This is a genomic window from Enterobacter asburiae (genome assembly GCF_001521715.1).
Lineage (GTDB): Bacteria > Pseudomonadota > Gammaproteobacteria > Enterobacterales > Enterobacteriaceae > Enterobacter > Enterobacter asburiae.
Genome location: NZ_CP011863.1, coordinates 4,393,997 through 4,409,156 on the forward strand (window position 1 = coordinate 4,393,997; position 15,160 = coordinate 4,409,156).

The 15,160-nt window shown below is 54.0% G+C and carries 18 protein-coding genes and 2 pseudogenes; 9 read left to right on the forward strand and 11 right to left on the reverse strand.

Annotated features, from left to right (window positions below):
- Positions 1-7: 7 nt before the first annotated feature.
- The 5 genes and pseudogenes from ACJ69_RS24670 to ACJ69_RS21435 all read left to right on the forward strand — a co-directional run bounded on the left by ACJ69_RS24670 (position 8) and on the right by ACJ69_RS21435 (position 3,286).
- Positions 8-354, forward strand: a pseudogene (locus ACJ69_RS24670) (GPW/gp25 family protein).
- Positions 345-1,448, forward strand: coding sequence for a baseplate assembly protein (locus tag ACJ69_RS21420; protein WP_006122457.1), 1,104 nt, complete (start codon positions 345-347; stop codon positions 1,446-1,448). The pseudogene ACJ69_RS24670 and the gene ACJ69_RS21420 overlap by 10 nt, the downstream one beginning before the upstream one ends.
- Positions 1,441-2,019 (forward strand): phage tail protein I, encoded by a 579-nt coding sequence (locus ACJ69_RS21425; protein ID WP_032636409.1) that lies wholly within the window; start codon positions 1,441-1,443, stop codon positions 2,017-2,019. The genes ACJ69_RS21420 and ACJ69_RS21425 overlap by 8 nt, the downstream gene beginning before the upstream one ends.
- Positions 2,020-2,021: 2 nt before the next feature.
- The gene (locus ACJ69_RS25790) at positions 2,022-2,855 is read left to right on the forward strand and encodes a gp53-like domain-containing protein (RefSeq protein WP_233424635.1); all 834 of its coding nucleotides are present in this window, start codon (positions 2,022-2,024) and stop codon (positions 2,853-2,855) included.
- A 2-nt stretch (positions 2,856-2,857) separates the two neighbouring features.
- Positions 2,858-3,286, forward strand: coding sequence for a tail fiber assembly protein (locus ACJ69_RS21435; protein ID WP_054830437.1), 429 nt, complete (start codon positions 2,858-2,860; stop codon positions 3,284-3,286).
- Here ACJ69_RS21435 and ACJ69_RS21440 read toward each other — a convergent pair.
- Entirely contained in the window at positions 3,267-3,692 is a 426-nt protein-coding gene (locus tag ACJ69_RS21440) for a tail fiber assembly protein (RefSeq protein ID WP_054830438.1), read from the reverse strand. The genes ACJ69_RS21435 and ACJ69_RS21440 overlap by 20 nt on opposite strands.
- Positions 3,693-3,711: 19 nt before the next feature.
- On the reverse strand, positions 3,712-4,176 hold the full coding sequence (locus tag ACJ69_RS21445) for a gp53-like domain-containing protein (RefSeq protein WP_059347727.1): 465 nt from the start codon (positions 4,174-4,176) through the stop codon (positions 3,712-3,714).
- Between ACJ69_RS21445 and ACJ69_RS21450 the strand changes: the two genes are divergently transcribed.
- Positions 4,166-4,747: a recombinase family protein gene (locus tag ACJ69_RS21450; protein WP_054829540.1), complete on the forward strand. Its 582-nt coding sequence runs from the start codon at positions 4,166-4,168 to the stop codon at positions 4,745-4,747. The genes ACJ69_RS21445 and ACJ69_RS21450 overlap by 11 nt on opposite strands.
- Positions 4,748-5,143: 396 nt before the next feature.
- Here the strand turns inward: ACJ69_RS21450 and ACJ69_RS21460 are convergent, their stop codons facing one another.
- The 8 genes and pseudogenes from ACJ69_RS21460 to ACJ69_RS21485 all read right to left on the reverse strand — a co-directional run bounded on the left by ACJ69_RS21460 (position 5,144) and on the right by ACJ69_RS21485 (position 13,210).
- Positions 5,144-5,485: a hypothetical protein gene (locus ACJ69_RS21460; RefSeq protein ID WP_054829539.1), complete on the reverse strand. Its 342-nt coding sequence runs from the start codon at positions 5,483-5,485 to the stop codon at positions 5,144-5,146.
- Positions 5,486-6,659: 1,174 nt separating this feature from the next.
- Complete coding sequence (locus tag ACJ69_RS25530; protein ID WP_167347080.1) at positions 6,660-6,983, reverse strand: hypothetical protein; 324 nt, start codon at positions 6,981-6,983, stop codon at positions 6,660-6,662.
- Complete coding sequence (locus tag ACJ69_RS25385; protein WP_167347081.1) at positions 6,926-7,315, reverse strand: ATP-binding cassette domain-containing protein; 390 nt, start codon at positions 7,313-7,315, stop codon at positions 6,926-6,928. Before ACJ69_RS25385 ends, ACJ69_RS25530 begins: the two co-directional genes overlap by 58 nt.
- Positions 7,272-7,769 (reverse strand): ATP-binding cassette domain-containing protein, encoded by a 498-nt coding sequence (locus ACJ69_RS25390; RefSeq protein WP_071886588.1) that lies wholly within the window; start codon positions 7,767-7,769, stop codon positions 7,272-7,274. Before ACJ69_RS25390 ends, ACJ69_RS25385 begins: the two co-directional genes overlap by 44 nt.
- Positions 7,762-9,530 (reverse strand): annotated as a pseudogene (locus ACJ69_RS21470) (ABC transporter permease). Before ACJ69_RS21470 ends, ACJ69_RS25390 begins: the two are co-directional and overlap by 8 nt.
- An 80-nt stretch (positions 9,531-9,610) precedes the next feature.
- On the reverse strand, positions 9,611-10,699 hold the full coding sequence (locus tag ACJ69_RS21475) for an ABC transporter substrate-binding protein (RefSeq protein ID WP_059347729.1): 1,089 nt from the start codon (positions 10,697-10,699) through the stop codon (positions 9,611-9,613).
- A gap of 168 nt (positions 10,700-10,867) precedes the next feature.
- Positions 10,868-11,569, reverse strand: a complete 702-nt coding sequence (locus tag ACJ69_RS21480; protein ID WP_047646296.1) for a response regulator — start codon at positions 11,567-11,569, stop codon at positions 10,868-10,870.
- Positions 11,570-11,572: 3 nt separating this feature from the next.
- Complete coding sequence (locus ACJ69_RS21485) at positions 11,573-13,210, reverse strand: ATP-binding protein (protein WP_059347730.1); 1,638 nt, start codon at positions 13,208-13,210, stop codon at positions 11,573-11,575.
- A gap of 176 nt (positions 13,211-13,386) precedes the next feature.
- Between ACJ69_RS21485 and yjdI the strand changes: the two genes are divergently transcribed.
- Positions 13,387-13,617 (forward strand): 4Fe-4S mono-cluster protein YjdI, encoded by a 231-nt coding sequence (yjdI, locus tag ACJ69_RS21490; protein ID WP_008499689.1) that lies wholly within the window; start codon positions 13,387-13,389, stop codon positions 13,615-13,617.
- 10 nt (positions 13,618-13,627) lie between these two features.
- A complete protein-coding gene (locus tag ACJ69_RS21495) occupies positions 13,628-13,900 on the forward strand; it encodes a GNAT family N-acetyltransferase (RefSeq protein WP_008499687.1) in 273 nt (90 codons plus the stop codon).
- Between the two features lie 27 nt (positions 13,901-13,927).
- Here ACJ69_RS21495 and ACJ69_RS21500 read toward each other — a convergent pair whose 3' ends face one another.
- Positions 13,928-14,539, reverse strand: a complete 612-nt coding sequence (locus tag ACJ69_RS21500; RefSeq protein ID WP_059347731.1) for a LysE family translocator — start codon at positions 14,537-14,539, stop codon at positions 13,928-13,930.
- Between the two features lie 115 nt (positions 14,540-14,654).
- Between ACJ69_RS21500 and ACJ69_RS21505 the strand changes: the two genes are divergently transcribed.
- A complete protein-coding gene (locus ACJ69_RS21505; protein WP_047646293.1) occupies positions 14,655-15,125 on the forward strand; it encodes an Lrp/AsnC family transcriptional regulator in 471 nt (156 codons plus the stop codon).
- The last annotated feature ends 35 nt before the right edge of the window (positions 15,126-15,160 follow it).

A 15,160-nucleotide genomic window follows, 5' to 3' on the forward strand; every position in this document is an offset into this window, starting at 1 on the left:
TGCCCCCATGAAAACAACCTCAGTATTCTGGCAACCGGCTCTGCAGGCCCCGGCGAAATCGTCCGGGGGCTGGATGATATCTGGCAGGCCATTCAAATCATCCTGCGTACTCCTCGCGGCAGCGACCCGCATCGCCCGGAGTTCGGCAGCAATCTGCACCTTTATATCGACTGGCCTATTGACCGGGCCATTCCGCATGTGGTGCGCGAATCCGTCGATGCCATTCGCCGCTGGGAGCCTCGCTGCCAGCTTATGTCGGTTAAACCCGCCGTCGACGGCGAACATCTTTCGCTCCGGGTGAGCTGGAAAGGCTCTGACGGACAGCCCCGGACTCAGGAGCTTTTATGGCGCTGACAGAACCCGATTTTATTGAACGCGATGCCGACAAAATCACGGCTGAAATGATTGCTCAGTACGAAGCCGCGACAGGCAAGACGCTGTACCCCGCCCAGGCTGAGCGCCTGTTGATTGACCTGTGGGCATACCGCGAAATGCTGGTCAGGGTGGCGGCGCAGGAAGCGGCCAAACAGAATCTGGTCGCCTTTGCCCGTGAGCCGATGATTGATTATCTCGGTGAACTGGTCGGTGTATACCGTCTTGCCGCGCAGCCTGCCACCACCACGCTCCAGTTCTCCGTGGATGAGGCACTGGCCATTGATGTGCTGATTCCGGCAGGAACCCGCGTCAGCGCTTCCGACAGCATTATTTTTGCCACCGATACGGACGTGGTACTGAAAGCCGGATTGCTGCTGGTCAATGCCACGGCCACCTGTACCGAGCCGGGAGCCGCTGGCAACGGCTGGCAGCCTGCGCAGGTCAGTCAGTTGCTCGATGAGATTGATAACGTCGACCTGCAGGTGACTAATCTGGCGGCCAGTTCCGGTGGTTCAGAGCAGGAAGACAATGACAGGCTCCGCGAGCGTATCAAACTGGCCCCGGAGTCATTCACCAACGCCGGAAGCCGTATGGCATACCGCTTTCATGCCATGCAAGCCCATCCCAACATCGTCGACGTCGCTGTGCTCTCCCCGGTTCCCGGCACTGTAGAACTGTATCCGCTGCTCAGTACCGGCCTGCCGGACGACAGCATCCTTACGCTGGTAGAGAGTTTCTGCTCGGACGAAAAAGTCAGGCCGCTCACTGATACCGTGCGGGCTAAAACACCTGTGCAGGTGGATTACGCCATTGAAGCCAACATCACTATCTATCGTGACCAGGATGCCAACTCGATAAAGGACAACGCCAATAGCGCCATACAGAACTGGGTAGCGTCCCGTACCGCCACGCTGGGGCGCGATATTGTCCCCAGTCAGATTATCAGCGTGCTGTCCGTTGCCGGAGTGTATCAGGTCGAACTGGTGACACCGGTGCTGAAAGTGGTGGCAGAAAATGAATGGGCAAACTGTACGGCGATCACTCTCAATATGACCGGAGTATCCGATGGCTGAGCCGCTACAACTTCCGCCACCGCTTGAGGGTGATATCAGCCTCAGAACGCTGGGAAGACTGGCCGGGCGGCTGGATAACATCGACCTGAGCGTACTGATGGTCTATCTCGTCGATATTGTCGACAGTTCCGCGCTGCCATGGCTGGGCGAGCAGTTCTCACTGTTCGGCGATGGCTGGGAGCTGGCGGAGTCGGACGATGTACGCCGCATGCTTATCAAATCCGCTATCGAGCTGCACCGCTACAAAGGGACGCCGTGGTCAATCCGGGAAATCATCCGCCGTTTCGGCTTCGGCGAAGTGGATCTGATTGAAGGCACTGGCCAGATCGGCTACGACGGCAAACACACTTACAACGGGCTTTTTGTCCACGGCGATGTGGAAGCCTGGGCGGTCTATCGCGTCATCCTTCAACAGCCCATCACTAACGATCAGGCAGCACTTTTACGTCAGACGCTCGCTGCTTTTGCTCCGGCCCGCTGCCATCTGGCGAGCCTGGAGTATCAGTCTGTCGCCATTCGCTACAACAACACCGTCAACTATGACGGTAGCTATAACCACGGGAGCAGTTAATTATGGCAAACCTACCTGAAACCCCACAGTGGGAAGAAGGCATCTACCAGATTGAGGTCTCTGACCCCGTTCTGGGCGGGCCTGACGGAATTTCTAACCGTCAGGCTAAACAACTGGCCAGCCGCACGTCATACCTCAGACAGAAGGTCGAAAAAAGCGGAACAGACCTGGCTGCACATATCGCGGCAGCTGACCCGCATACCCAGTACGCGCCGAAAGCCAGCCCGACATTCACCGGCACGCCAACAGCGCCCACGCCTGCGAATAGCGATAACAGCAAGAAGCTGGCGACGACAGAGTTTGTAGCCAAAGCACTTGCGGCGCTTGCAGGCAGCGCCCCTGAGACGCTGGATACGCTTAAAGAGCTGGCGGATGCCCTCGGTAACGATCCGAATTTTGCGACCACGGTGCTTAACAAACTGGCGGAGAAGCTGGCCAAAGACCAGAACGGCGCAGATATTCCTGACCCGGCGCTCTTTGTCAAAAACCTTGGTTTAGGGGAAGCAGCCAAACGCGAAGTAGGGACTGGTGCTAACCAGATTCCTGATATGTCTGGGTTCACAAGAAACCTGGTAAATAATGGTTGGCAAAAATTTCCAGGTGGACTGGTTATTCAATGGGGTATGGGAGGTATGCCCGCTGGAGTGCTCACAGGCGATGTAACATTCCCTATAGCTTTTCCATCAACTGTATTTGCCATCCTTGCCACAGATACAGGCGGAGCCAGCGTTCCCTACGGCACAACCAACCGTAGCAAAACCGGATTCACTTTGACGCGTACCTCAAATTCTGGCGCGGGCAATGTGAATGGATTTTATCTGGCGATAGGACAATAAAGATGAATTACATATACTCCGCAATAAATAACTCTTTTTACCCTTCCAGTATGAAAGATGATTATCAACGAGCCGATACATGGCCCGACGATGCTGTCGAAGTCGATGATAATATTTACCTTGAATTTACTGCTGAGCCGCCAGAAGGGAAGATGCGTATCGCGGGTGAAAACGGGTTGCCAGTTTGGGGCGATTTAACACCGCCGACACGCGAAGAAATGATTAAGGCAGCGGAACAGCAACAGCAGCAACTGATTGATTCCGCGATGCAGTCAGTCAGCGTTATCCAACTCAAATTGCAGGCTGGTCGAATACTGACTGACTCGGAAAAAGCAAAGCTGAACGCAATTCTGGACTACATCGACGCGGTGACAGCGGTTAACACCACCAACGCGCCGAATGTAGACTGGCCTACACTTCCGGCTGAGTAGGCCATTTGATATCTGACCCGGTTCCCGGGTCAATATTTTGAAGTTCCCTGATGTAGGCTATCCAGAGTATCAGGCTAGTCTTGTCTTCATCACTGATGATGCCCAGTTGTAATTCAGTCTGCCAAATATTGATCGTTGATTTAGCATCTGCCAGCAACGCAGCTTTTCGTTGTGCTGCTGCTTCAGCTTCCTCCTCGGGAGTTAAGGGGGGAAGATCAATCCATATCGGGTATCCATCTTCTGCAATGCCTCTCTCTTTTCCTTCAGGTGGTGTCCCCGAATACTCCATAAACACATTATCGCTTACTTCGATTAAATCATCAGGGAGAGTCCCTGCGGTGAGATAGTCATTTTTCAACGCAACGGGATAAAAGGCGTTATTTTCTGGACTAAACCAATAATTCATATTTTTTCTCGGCTAATAGTTAGTAACCAATGGCGAAGATAAATCCCTGTAAGTCTGTGGTAGCAGCTGGATCTGATTTTATGGCTACCCCACCAACTCGCACTGTTGCGGCAGTTTTGGAGGTTCCATTCGCCGTTGCCGTTTCCACAAGGGTTTCGCCTGAGTCCATTGGAGTAGCATTTACAATCAGGGCTGCGTTAGGGAAAGATATGGGATAGTTAAACGCAGTTACACCGTCGTATCCTTTGACCGCTGCTCCGCTATTCAAAGTTGCTGTGAGAGCTACTTTTCCCCATTGCAAAATGACAGATGCGCCTCCGGCGATTGGGATTTTTAACCACCCGGAAGCACTCAATGAACCTGTAGCAGCCGCCATCTTTGCCGCTTCCCCTAAACCAAGGTTTTTGGAAAAGCGGTTACACATAGCGAAATCTGTAAAAATCCTCCCACCGCGACATAGAGGAGGAGAATTGATGGCCGTCATTGGTTATATCCGCGTATCAACAATCGACCAGAACAGCGATTTACAGCGTAATGCACTCACAAGCGCAAACTGTGACCGCATTTTTGAAGACCGTATGAGTGGAAAAGTTGCCAACCGCCCCGGTCTGAAACGCGCTTTAAAGTGCGTTAATAGCGGAGACACCCTGGTCGTGTGGAAACTGGACAGGCTGGGGCGCAGCGTTAAGAACCTGATCGCACTGATATCAGAGTTGCATGAACGCGGTGCCCACTTCCGCTCTTTAACAGACAGTATTGATACCAGCACAGCCATGGGGCGCTTCTTTTTCCATGTGATGTCGGCACTGGCGGAGATGGAACGTGAGCTGATCGTCGAACGAACACTTGCCGGGCTGGCAGCAGCCAGAGCACAGGGACGCATAGGAGGAAGGCCCAACGCATTAAAGCCGCATGAGCGGGAACAGATTGGACGGCTATTGACTATGGGGCATACCCGCCAGCAGCTGGCTATTATCTACGGGGTGGGGTTATCGACGCTTTACCGGTATTTTCCGGTAGATGGTCAGAGGAAGGATGACGCGGTAGGATTGTAATTCTTTTGCAAATATTGAAACGCCGCAGCGGTGCCATTTATCTCACGGAAATGGGCGCATTTATCGCGCGGCGCATCATCTTTTTTCGGTATTTGGATCAACCTCAATGATTGCCCTCATTCCTGTATCAATCCAGAGCTTAGTCACAACATATAAATCTTTCGTGCAACAAAACCGTCTGCATTGTAGGCATTCCCTTCCTGATCAATGCCTTTGGATGAACTTTTAAAGGTACATTTTATTTGCTTGTCGAGCCGAGAGTAAGTCACTTGACCTGCATAGTATGTCAAAGACCTGCCACCATCTTTCGTTACGACTTTATATCCGTTAGCAAAAGCGAGGCTAGGGAGAAGGCACAGTACAGCCAATACTATATTTTTCATTCTCTGACTTACCTCATTTCTTCTCACAGTTGCGCATCTTATAGAAGAACCCTGTATTTGCATCTTCCACAATGAACCTATCGCCAAAGGTTGGACGGCGAATGAAGGTCACGCCACCTTTTTCGGCTTTTTGTTTTAATCCATCATCAGTGTTTTCCAGTTCAGGGGAATACAACTGATCACCATTGGGCATTTGGACGATGAAGTTATTTTCATTATCAAGAACAGTCGAGGCTCTCGACAGAATTTTGGTAGCTGTGTCTTGGCTGGATATGCGAATGTCACAAATATATTTTCCAGGCCCCTGATCTTCTTCTGCGAGTACAGGTAAGGAGAATAACGAAAGCGCGATTATGAGAGCTTTTTCATGGAAGGCCTTAGGATGTTAACAAAAGTAACATTTTACAGAGGGAATGGATAAGAGCAAATAAGGCGTTATGAATGGGGAGATCTCAAACCGAAAAAGTCAATCTTACAAAACTTGGGGCGGTCTATTCCGTAAAAAGGAAGGGGCATGAAGCCCCTTCGTCAACATTAACCAGCGTGACGGTAAGATTCACGCATACCACACGATAACCATCAGCGAACGCTGCTTGAGGACTTTTGTGGCGAACGGTTCCCGCTTGGCTATCAGGTAAGGCGGCTAAGTCTACCCAAACTTGCCCTGTACGAGCCAAGCCTGCACGGTAACCCTGATCGTAAGCGCAGCCGCAACATTTATGGCGACCTTCACCACCTTGATCGTGAGGTAAGCTGATGAAAAGAGTATTGTAACGGTGTGACAGTTTACAAATGGTCATGCAATGCTCCTTATGAGCGTCATTTTATGGTTTACATGATCCTCTTTGCCTGGCACAATCAAGCGTCAGAAATGAAGGCAAGGCTAAGATTCATACGGGTTTGGCGACTCGTATTGGTCATGCTTTGTAAGCCGGGTTCATGCAAATGAATCCGGTTTTTTATGCCTAAAATTCAGGCGCAGCACTACATGTGGGGTGGTCAATCAATGGCGGCCCACATAGTCGATATTTTAGAGATGATTCTTTTGTGCACAAGGGTTTATTTTGACGTTAAGTTAAGGCTGTGAAAGGGTAAAAAGGCTAAGTCCTCGTACCGTAAGGCCTGGAAGACATGTCAATAATTAAAAAAAAAATTCAAAATTTGATCGAGTGCTGGTTTCTTCTACATGATTTTGAGTATGTGGATTCATGTTACTGGTAACGATGAGAAAACTACACTATTGAGTATTCGTCACTGGTGCTGAAAATAATCAGTCACCGAATTGTTAGTGATCTGCTAGACCGCCAGCCCAGACCCTCCGCAAAGAACCAAAATGTTCACAAAATATCCAACAGCCGACACTCCCAGCAATGCACTTACTACTTGATCCCAGGTCATCACAACAGGGAAAACTTGCCACAATAGAGCATTTTTCTGTTCGTTTTCTGCTCTACTTAACATAATGGTTCATTGCATGAACTACAATGTAGCAGCTAAATGAGATGGTCGTTTCTGACCAAATAAACACATCATGCATCAACAAAAAAGGCCGCATCCCGCAGCCTTTTCCTCTCACATTTACCCTTTCGGGAAAACCCAAACATGCTTCTCAGGCAGCGAAAGATGGCAGTGCTGCGGATCCCGAACCTCATGCCCATACGCACGAATGACAAAATCATCCCCACCGTGCGGAACAGGTACTCCCAGCGGTCGCCGAGATACATGCTGGTGAGCAGCGGCAGCTCAAGCTGATTTTCCCCTGGTCCCTCAACCACCGCCACGCGCTCGACGCGGATCACCGCCGTCGCTTCTTCACCGCTCTGCACCCCTTCACCGGCCTGACCCCACAGCACCCAGCCTTTCCCTTCAATACGCGCTTTGCCGTCGCGTACTTCGGTGACCTTGCCGTGCAGACGGTTGTTGCTGCCCATAAACTCGGCGTAAACAGCGTTTTCGGCGAGCCGTACATCTCCTGCGGCGTGCCCTGTTGCTCAATTTTGCCGTTGTTAAGCAGCAGGATGCGGTCGGAAATCGACATCGCTTCGTTCTGGTCGTGCGTCACCATCAGCGCCGATAGCCCGAGCTTGATAATCAGCTCGCGCAGGAACACGCGGGCCTCTTCACGCAGCTTGGCGTCGAGGTTAGAGAGCGGTTCGTCCAGCAAAATCACCGGCGGGTTGTACACCAGCGCACGGCCATCGCCACGCGCTGCTGCTGCCACCGGAGAGCTGGTGCGGGTGACGTTTGCCAAGATGGCCCAGACCCAGCTGGTCCAGCACGTCCTGCACGCGCTGCTGGATTCTCTTTGCCGGGACTTTGCGCAGCTTGAGCGGATAGGCCACGTTCTCAAACACGTCTTGTGCGGCCACAGGGCATAGACTGGAACACCAGCCCCAGTTACGCTCTTCCGCCGGGACCTCGCTGCGCGGCGTGCCGTCGTAAACTTTATTGTTGCCAATGACAATCGACCCTGCGTCGGTTTTCCAGACCCGCAACGGCGCGCAGCAGGGTGGTTTTACCGCTGCCGGAGGGCCTAACAGGGAGACCACTTCGCCGCGCTTCAGGTTCATGGAGACACCTTTTAAAACAGGATTGTCGCCGTAGGTTAAGTGCAGATCGTCAACCGCTAATTCAATCATGTATTTTCACTCCGAAACGAAGGCAATGCCCAGACCTACCACGACCAGCAGGATGTTAATGAAAGAGAGCGCCGCCACGATATCGATGGCACCCGCGGCCCAGAGGGAAACCAGCATCGAGCCGATGGTCTCCGTGCCGGGTGAAAGCAGGTACACACCGGTTGAATATTCGCGCTCAAAGATCAGGAACATCAGCAGCCACGAACCGATAAGACCGTAGCGGGAGAGCGGAATGGTGACGTGGCGGGTGATCTGCCCGCGCGTCGCCCCGGTGCTGCGCGCCGCTTCTTCAAGCTCCGGCCCCACCTGCAGCAGGGTGGAAGAGATAAGCCTCAGCCCGTAAGCCATCCACACCACGGTATAGGCCAGCCAGACGCTGAAAATGGTGCTGCGCAGCGAACGCAGCCAGACGATGACGTTTTCACGCATCCAGTCGGTCCAGGCGAACCCGGAAAGCCAGCCGGATTTCAGCGAGTTATCCAGCCACATCGGCAGGAACAGGAACACCCACAGGAACGCCAGACCCGCCAGCAGGCCAGGCACGGCGCGCGGCACCAGCACGCTGTAGTCCAGGAAACGCGTGGTGTTATCCGGCTTGCGGTGCATGGCAATGCCGACAAACAGGTAGCACACCACGGCCAGCGCGCCGCCAATCACGCCAATCGCCATGGAGTTGACGATGGCGCGCAGCAGGTTGGGCTGCGCCCAGATGGTGCGGAAGGTGTTCAGTGAAAGCTCGTCCCACAGCGAAACGCCCACGCCCCAATTGGAGATAAACGCGCGCAATACCACGCCGAGCAGCGGAACGCCGATGGTGACGGTGAGCCAAAAGGCAATCACTCCGCCAGCCACCCAGCGCCATTTACCCAGCGGCAGCGCGCGTGCCTGCGAGGCCTTGCCCTTCATGGTGACGAAGCGGTTGGCGGTGCGCATCAGGCGACGCTGGAGCATCACCAGCGGGATGGTGATGCAGATCAGCACCACGGCAACCGCCGCCATCAGGTTATACGATGGGGTACCCATCTTGTTCGTCAGCTTATAGAGATAGGTCGCCAGCACCATGTTGCCTTCCGGGTCGCCGAGTACCAGCATCAGGCCGAACACTTCCAGCCCGAGGAAGAACAGCAGCACGGTGGCGTACAGAATGGACGGACGCACCATCGGCAGGCTGACGGAGGTCATGACCTGCCAGGGCGACGCGCCCGCGGTGCGCGCGGCTTCTTCCACATCGGAGCCCACGCTGCGCAGCGCAGACGAGATATACAGATAGGCGTGCGGGACGTGCGTCAGGCCGGCGATGACCACAATGCTCGACATGTCGTAGATATTCCACGGCACAAAGCCAATCAGCGCCTCAGCCCACTGGGAGAGAAAGCCCACCGGACCGGCGGCCACCACGTAGCCGAAGCCCAGCACCATCGGTGAAACGAAAATCGGGACCAGGATCAGTGGCTCAATCAACCGGCGGCCGGGCAGGTCGGTACGCACCATCAGAAACGCCAGCACGCCGCCCAGCGGAATGGAGATAAAGACCAGCCCGAAAGCAAGGATAAAGCCGCTTTTCAGGGCCTTATAAAAATCAGGGTCGGTGAAAATAAATTCAAATGATTCAAAGCTCCACTCTTTTGACGGCGAAAAGAACGGCGCGGACAGGAAGCTCTGTATCACGATAAACGACAGCGGCGTGTAGATAACCAGGGCGGTTATCAGCACGACGATGCCTCGCGGCAGGCTTTGCCACTTTCTGCGTAATGTATTCATGGGGTATCCCTGGTGTTGCAGCCCAGAAAAACGAACTCAGTCGATAAGGGAGCGCGGCGTCCAGCGCCGCGCTCAGACGCTTATTTACCGGCGGCGGTACGCCACTCTTTGATGTACTCCAGGCGTTTTTTCGGCTGCAGGTATTCCAGCAGCGTTTCATCAACCGGAATTGGCTTCAGCGCGTTGCCGAGGATTTTGGTCAGGCCGTTGATATCGTTTTTCCCTTCGATATCGTTACGAATGGAGGGAATATCCGCCTGATTGGCCAGAATGTTTTGCCCTTGTTCAGACAGCACATAGTCCAGCCACAGCTTCGCGGCGTTGCTGTTTTGCGATTGCTGGCTGATGAACGACACGCGCGACAGCACCAGGGTGTAATCTTTTGGATAGGAAATGCCGAGCGACGGATCGTTCTTCGCACGCGCTTCCGCGTAGGAACCGAGGATGTTGAAGCCGATCAGGTTTTCACCGGAGGAGACGCGCTCCATCATGGTGCCGGTAGACGACTGCACCGATAAGCCACCTTTGGCGACGTCGGCCAGGGTCTTAAAGTAATTAGGATCGGCGTTGTGATCCTGAACCGAGAGCATAAAGCCCAGACCCGATTTTTCGATATCGTAGGTGGTGACTTTGCCCTTGAATTTGTCCGTCTGGCTGGCAATCAGCTTCGCCAGCGCGGCATGAGAATCCGGCACGTCGCCGGCCGGGATCAGGCGCTTGTTGTAGATAAAGACCACCGGCTCATAGGTGGTGCCGTAAGCCTTATCTTTCCAGACCGCCCATTTCGGCAGCTGGCTTTGCTCCGGCGATTTATACTCCATGGCGTAGTCGGTGGCGAGCTTCAGGCCGGTGTCCATAGAGGAGCTCCAGACCACGTCGCCGCTCACGCCGCCGGAGGCCTGTTCGCTGATGAAGCGGTTGTACAGCTCGGTGCTGTTCATGTCGTTGTATTCGACTTTAATGCCCGGGTAGGTTTTTTCAAAGCCCTGGATCAGCGGCCCAGCGGCCTTGATGTCGGTGGTGGAGTAAATAACAACCTTGCCCTCTTTCGTTGCGGCATCAACAACTTTTTGATACTCAGCAGGATACCCCTGCGGCAGGGCAGAAAGTGCAGAAGCAGAGAACAGTACAGTAGCGGTAAGCAGAGAAATTCGGAACGTGTTCGACATTATAGTTAACCTTTTAGTTACATTTGAGGAACTAATTGTCAACATAGCGTATCGGGCTTCACCCACAAGAGGGAGAAGCGGGCAATGATTCCGAAGTGTGATTGTCGCCGTCGTTTCAGCAATTAACACCATAAAATCCGCGAACGTTAGCCTGTGAACGGTTCTGGATTACGGTTTATCGGGCGCTTTGCGGTATAACCTTCGCGGATGACCAATATTGCCATACAGCATTTCGACGCTGATTAACCCGCTCTCCACGCAGTATTCAAGGTAGCGACGCCCCGTGGTTTTGCTGATCCCCACGTTTTCCACCACCTCTTCAACCGACATCGCGGTGTCGGGATGCTCGGCAAACAGGTTTTTAATCCGTTCCAGCGTTTGGGGTTCAATGCCCTTCGTCGACGGCGTAATGGAGGCTTCCGCGGCGGGCAGGTTAAACAGGCGATCCAGCGCATGCTGGTCGACCACCTTCACCTGCTGCACGGTGTGGATGAAACGCATAAACCGCTCCAGAGAGGCGTGCAGGCGCTGGAAAAAGACGGGCTTAATCAGGTAGTCAAACGCGCCGCTGCGCATGGCGTGGCTGCACGTCTGCATATCGCTGGCGGCGGTGATAAAGATCACCGAACACTCATAGCTTTTCAGCAGCGGGTTATCGATGAGCTCAACGCCTTTACCGTCCGGGAGATAGTTGTCCAGCAGGATCAGCCGCGGCTGATGCTGACGAATTAGGCTACACGCCTGCTCAATCGACGCGGCGATGCCCACCACGCGCAAATGGAAATTCTGCTCGATATATTCGCGATGCAGCTCCGCCAGGTGCGGCTCATCTTCAACTATCACAACGTCAAGTGGTCGGGTGGTGCTCATGCTTTAGCCCTGTTGATCGGGGAGTAGAATAGGAATAAACACAGAAAAAATTGTGCCCTGCGGCGTGTTGTCGGCAATCTCAATACTGCCGCCAGCCTTGTCGATATAACCTGCCACCAGGAACAGGCCAATACCGTGCTCGGTACCCACAATGTCGTTTTCGCTGTCCGGCTTGCTGCTGAACCCCTGGCGGAAAATGTGCGGCTTCAACGCATCGTCCACCCCGCAGCCCCGGTCGGCCACCTCGATCAGCAGCTCCTGGTTACGGTCAGAAATGTAGAGTTCTACCGGCGCGTGGACCGGCGCGTTGAGGGTCGCCTCCACGGCGTTGTCCAGCAGGTTACCAATAATGGACATCAGCTCCGTTTCACTCAGCGCGGCAGGCAGGCGGGTGAGCTGGCAGGCGGGGTCAAACAGCAGCTCGATGCCTTTTTCGCGCGCGCTGACGTATTTTCCGAGCAGAAGCCCGCACAGCGCCGGGGAGGCAAAATGGGCTGAGACAAAGTCCAGCACGCGCTGCGCGCCCTCTGACTGCACCTGGATGTAACGGATCGCCTCGTCATAGTGTTTCATCTGCAGTAACCCGACCAGCGTGGCGGTCCAGTTCAGCTGTTCGTGGCGCATAATGCGCAGGTTATCCGCATAGCGTTTGATCTGACTGAGCTGGCTGCTGAGCGTGTTGATGTCATTTTTGTCACGAAAGCTGTACACCCAGCCGCTTTCAACGCCCGGTTCGACCTCAATCGCTACCCGGTTGACGATCACCTCCCGCTGGTTCAGCACCACAATCTGGTCGTGGCTCCCGCTGCTCACCGAGGCGTAGCGCTGGGATAAAAATCCTGGCGACGTTTGCAGAATGTCTTCCAGCGGTTTCCCGATAAGTTCTTTCTCACTTTGCCTTATATCCAGCATTTCTCGTGCCGCGCGGTTAATTAAAATCAGCTGCTTCTCACCGTTGACGGCAAATACCCCTTCGTACATGGCTTCCAATAGCGCGCGCTGCTGTAAAACCAGCTGAGCGATATCTTTTGGCTCCAGTCGGAACATCTGTTTTTTGAGGTTGCGGGTAAACAGCCAGGAGAAAATAAACAGCAGCAGCAGAAGCGCAGCGCCGTACAGCCCGGACTGCCAGAGAATGCGGGCATTAATGTTGGCAATATACGAGGTCAGATAGCCGACCGAGACAATGCCAATCACCTGATGCTGCGCGTTGAAGATGGGGGCTTTGCTGCGTAGCGACACGCCAATTCCGCCCTGGCGCACGGAAATAATGGTTTTGCCCTTTAACACCTCCGCATTATCCCCGCCGATCATCGGTAAATTAATACGCTCCGGGGATTCCGAATGATAAAGGTGCTGTTCCTCGGTATCGCCAATCACAATGTAGCTGGCATCGCTTTCGGCGCGCAGGGGCTGAATTAAACGGGCGATGCCGGGGATATCTCTGGCCGCAACCATTGCTGCCAGACCCGGCATCAGCGCGATCTGGCTGGCCTGAACCCGGGCGCGCTGGCCGAGATCGTGATGGAGCTGTCGGTCAATAAAATGAAACAGGATTGTTCCCAGCAGAACTAACAGCAGGCAGGAGAAGCACACCAGCGCTAAAAACAGCTTTACCTGAAAAGAGAGTCTGCGTTTCATTCAACCTGCGGAAGTTATGCAAAAGTGACATTTGCCGAGCCTGACATGTGCCAATAGCGGACGCAATCTGGCGAGAAAAGAGTTGTGACCTGGCTTTTCGTTTTCGGCGTTATAGCCATCAGGATCCCGTAAGGCTATGCTTCATTCAGCACGATAATAATTACAGAGGCAATGTCATGGATAAAGAACTACTGGATGCGGGTTACCGGGCCTATACCGGCGAGAAAATTGACGTTTACTTCAATACCGGGATCTGCAAACACTCGGGTAACTGCGTGCGTGGGAGCGCAAAGCTGTTTAATCTGAAACGTAAGCCGTGGATCATTCCCGATGAAGTGGACGTTGAAACGGTTGTACGCGTGATTGATACCTGCCCGAGCGGTGCGCTGAAGTATCGCCAAAAATAAGCGAGGAACCATGGATATTCTGGAAGGCCATAACAAGTTTTACGTGAATGATGCGAACGGCAATCAGGTCGCGGAGATTGTATTCGTACCGACCGGCGAGCACCTGAGCATTATCGAGCACACCGACGTGGATGAGAGCCTGAAAGGGCAGGGCGTCGGTAAACAGCTGGTGGCGAAAGTGGTGGAGAAGATGCGCGGTGAGAACCGTAAAATTATCCCGCTGTGCCCGTTCGCGAAACATGAGTTTGATAAAACGCGGGAATATGACGATATTCGGGCGTAAATAACACCGGCGATGGCCGGTGTTTTTTCATCTCGCCTGCTCAAATAGCAATATCAACGCGATCAGCACCATTATCCCTCCCGATGCCATGCTTATCAGACGCGCCGCCTGTGGCCGGGTCGCCAGTACCGCTTTCGAACCATACCCCACCAGCAGATAGACCAGCGTACAGGTGATAAGGTGCATCACGCCAAGCGCGGACATTTGCACCGCTATCGACCAGCTTCCGGTCGGGTCTGTAAACTGCGGAAGCAGCGCTAGGAAAAGTAAAAAAACTTTCGGGTTAAGGCCGCTAATGCAGAGCCCTTTCACCGCCCACTGCCTCCAGTTTCCCGCATGGTGGGCGGCCTTTTCCGGTGCGGCAGGGTGACGCAACAGCCCGATGCCAAGCCACAGGAGATACACGGCCCCCGCGACGGTCAGCCCGGTTAACGCCAGCGGATGTTGAGCAATCACTACGCCCACGCCAGCCACCACAATCAGCGTGGCTAACAGATGCCCGGACATTAACCCCATCACTGCCGGCACCACGCGTCGCCCGTTAATACCGGCGCTAATGGCGTAGGCCCAGTCGGCGCCCGGCGTCATGATAAGCAGAAAAGAAACCACCCAAAAGCCAGCCACAATACTCATTTCCATCGTCCTGAAGACTCCCGCAGTGCGTCAAAGGTTGAGAAAAAGAATATCGCTAACCCTGCGAAATAGGCTTTCAATGTTATGCTCATAACACCGTGAAATTGAGAAAATCTTCCACATGGATAGCATCGATCGAAAAATTCTTGCTGAGCTACAGTCTGATGGCCGTTTATCCCTTACCGAGCTGGCGGAAAGAGTGAATCTGAGCCTCTCGCCGTGCCATCGTCGCGTGCGGGCGCTGGAGCAAAGCGGGGCGATAACGGGATACCGTGCCAGCCTCGACCCCGCCAAAATGGGGTTCAACTTCCTGGCGATAGTGTTTGCGACGCTGAAGGAGGGTGACCGCAAGGCGGTTAGCGCGTTTGAAGCGGCGGTGGAGGACATTCCGCAGATCGTGCTGGCACAGCGCCTGTTTGGCGATCCCGATTATCTGATGCACGTCGTGACCCGCGACCTGTCCGCTTTCCAGAAACTCTACGACGAGAAGCTCTCCGCCATGCCCGGCGTGCAGCACCTTCGATCTACGCTTGTCATGAAAACGGTGGTGCAGGACAGACCTTTTCCGCTGGAATCAGCTGGGCGAGACTGAGAGGCATGCCCGGCAGAACGCCGGGCATGCAGGGC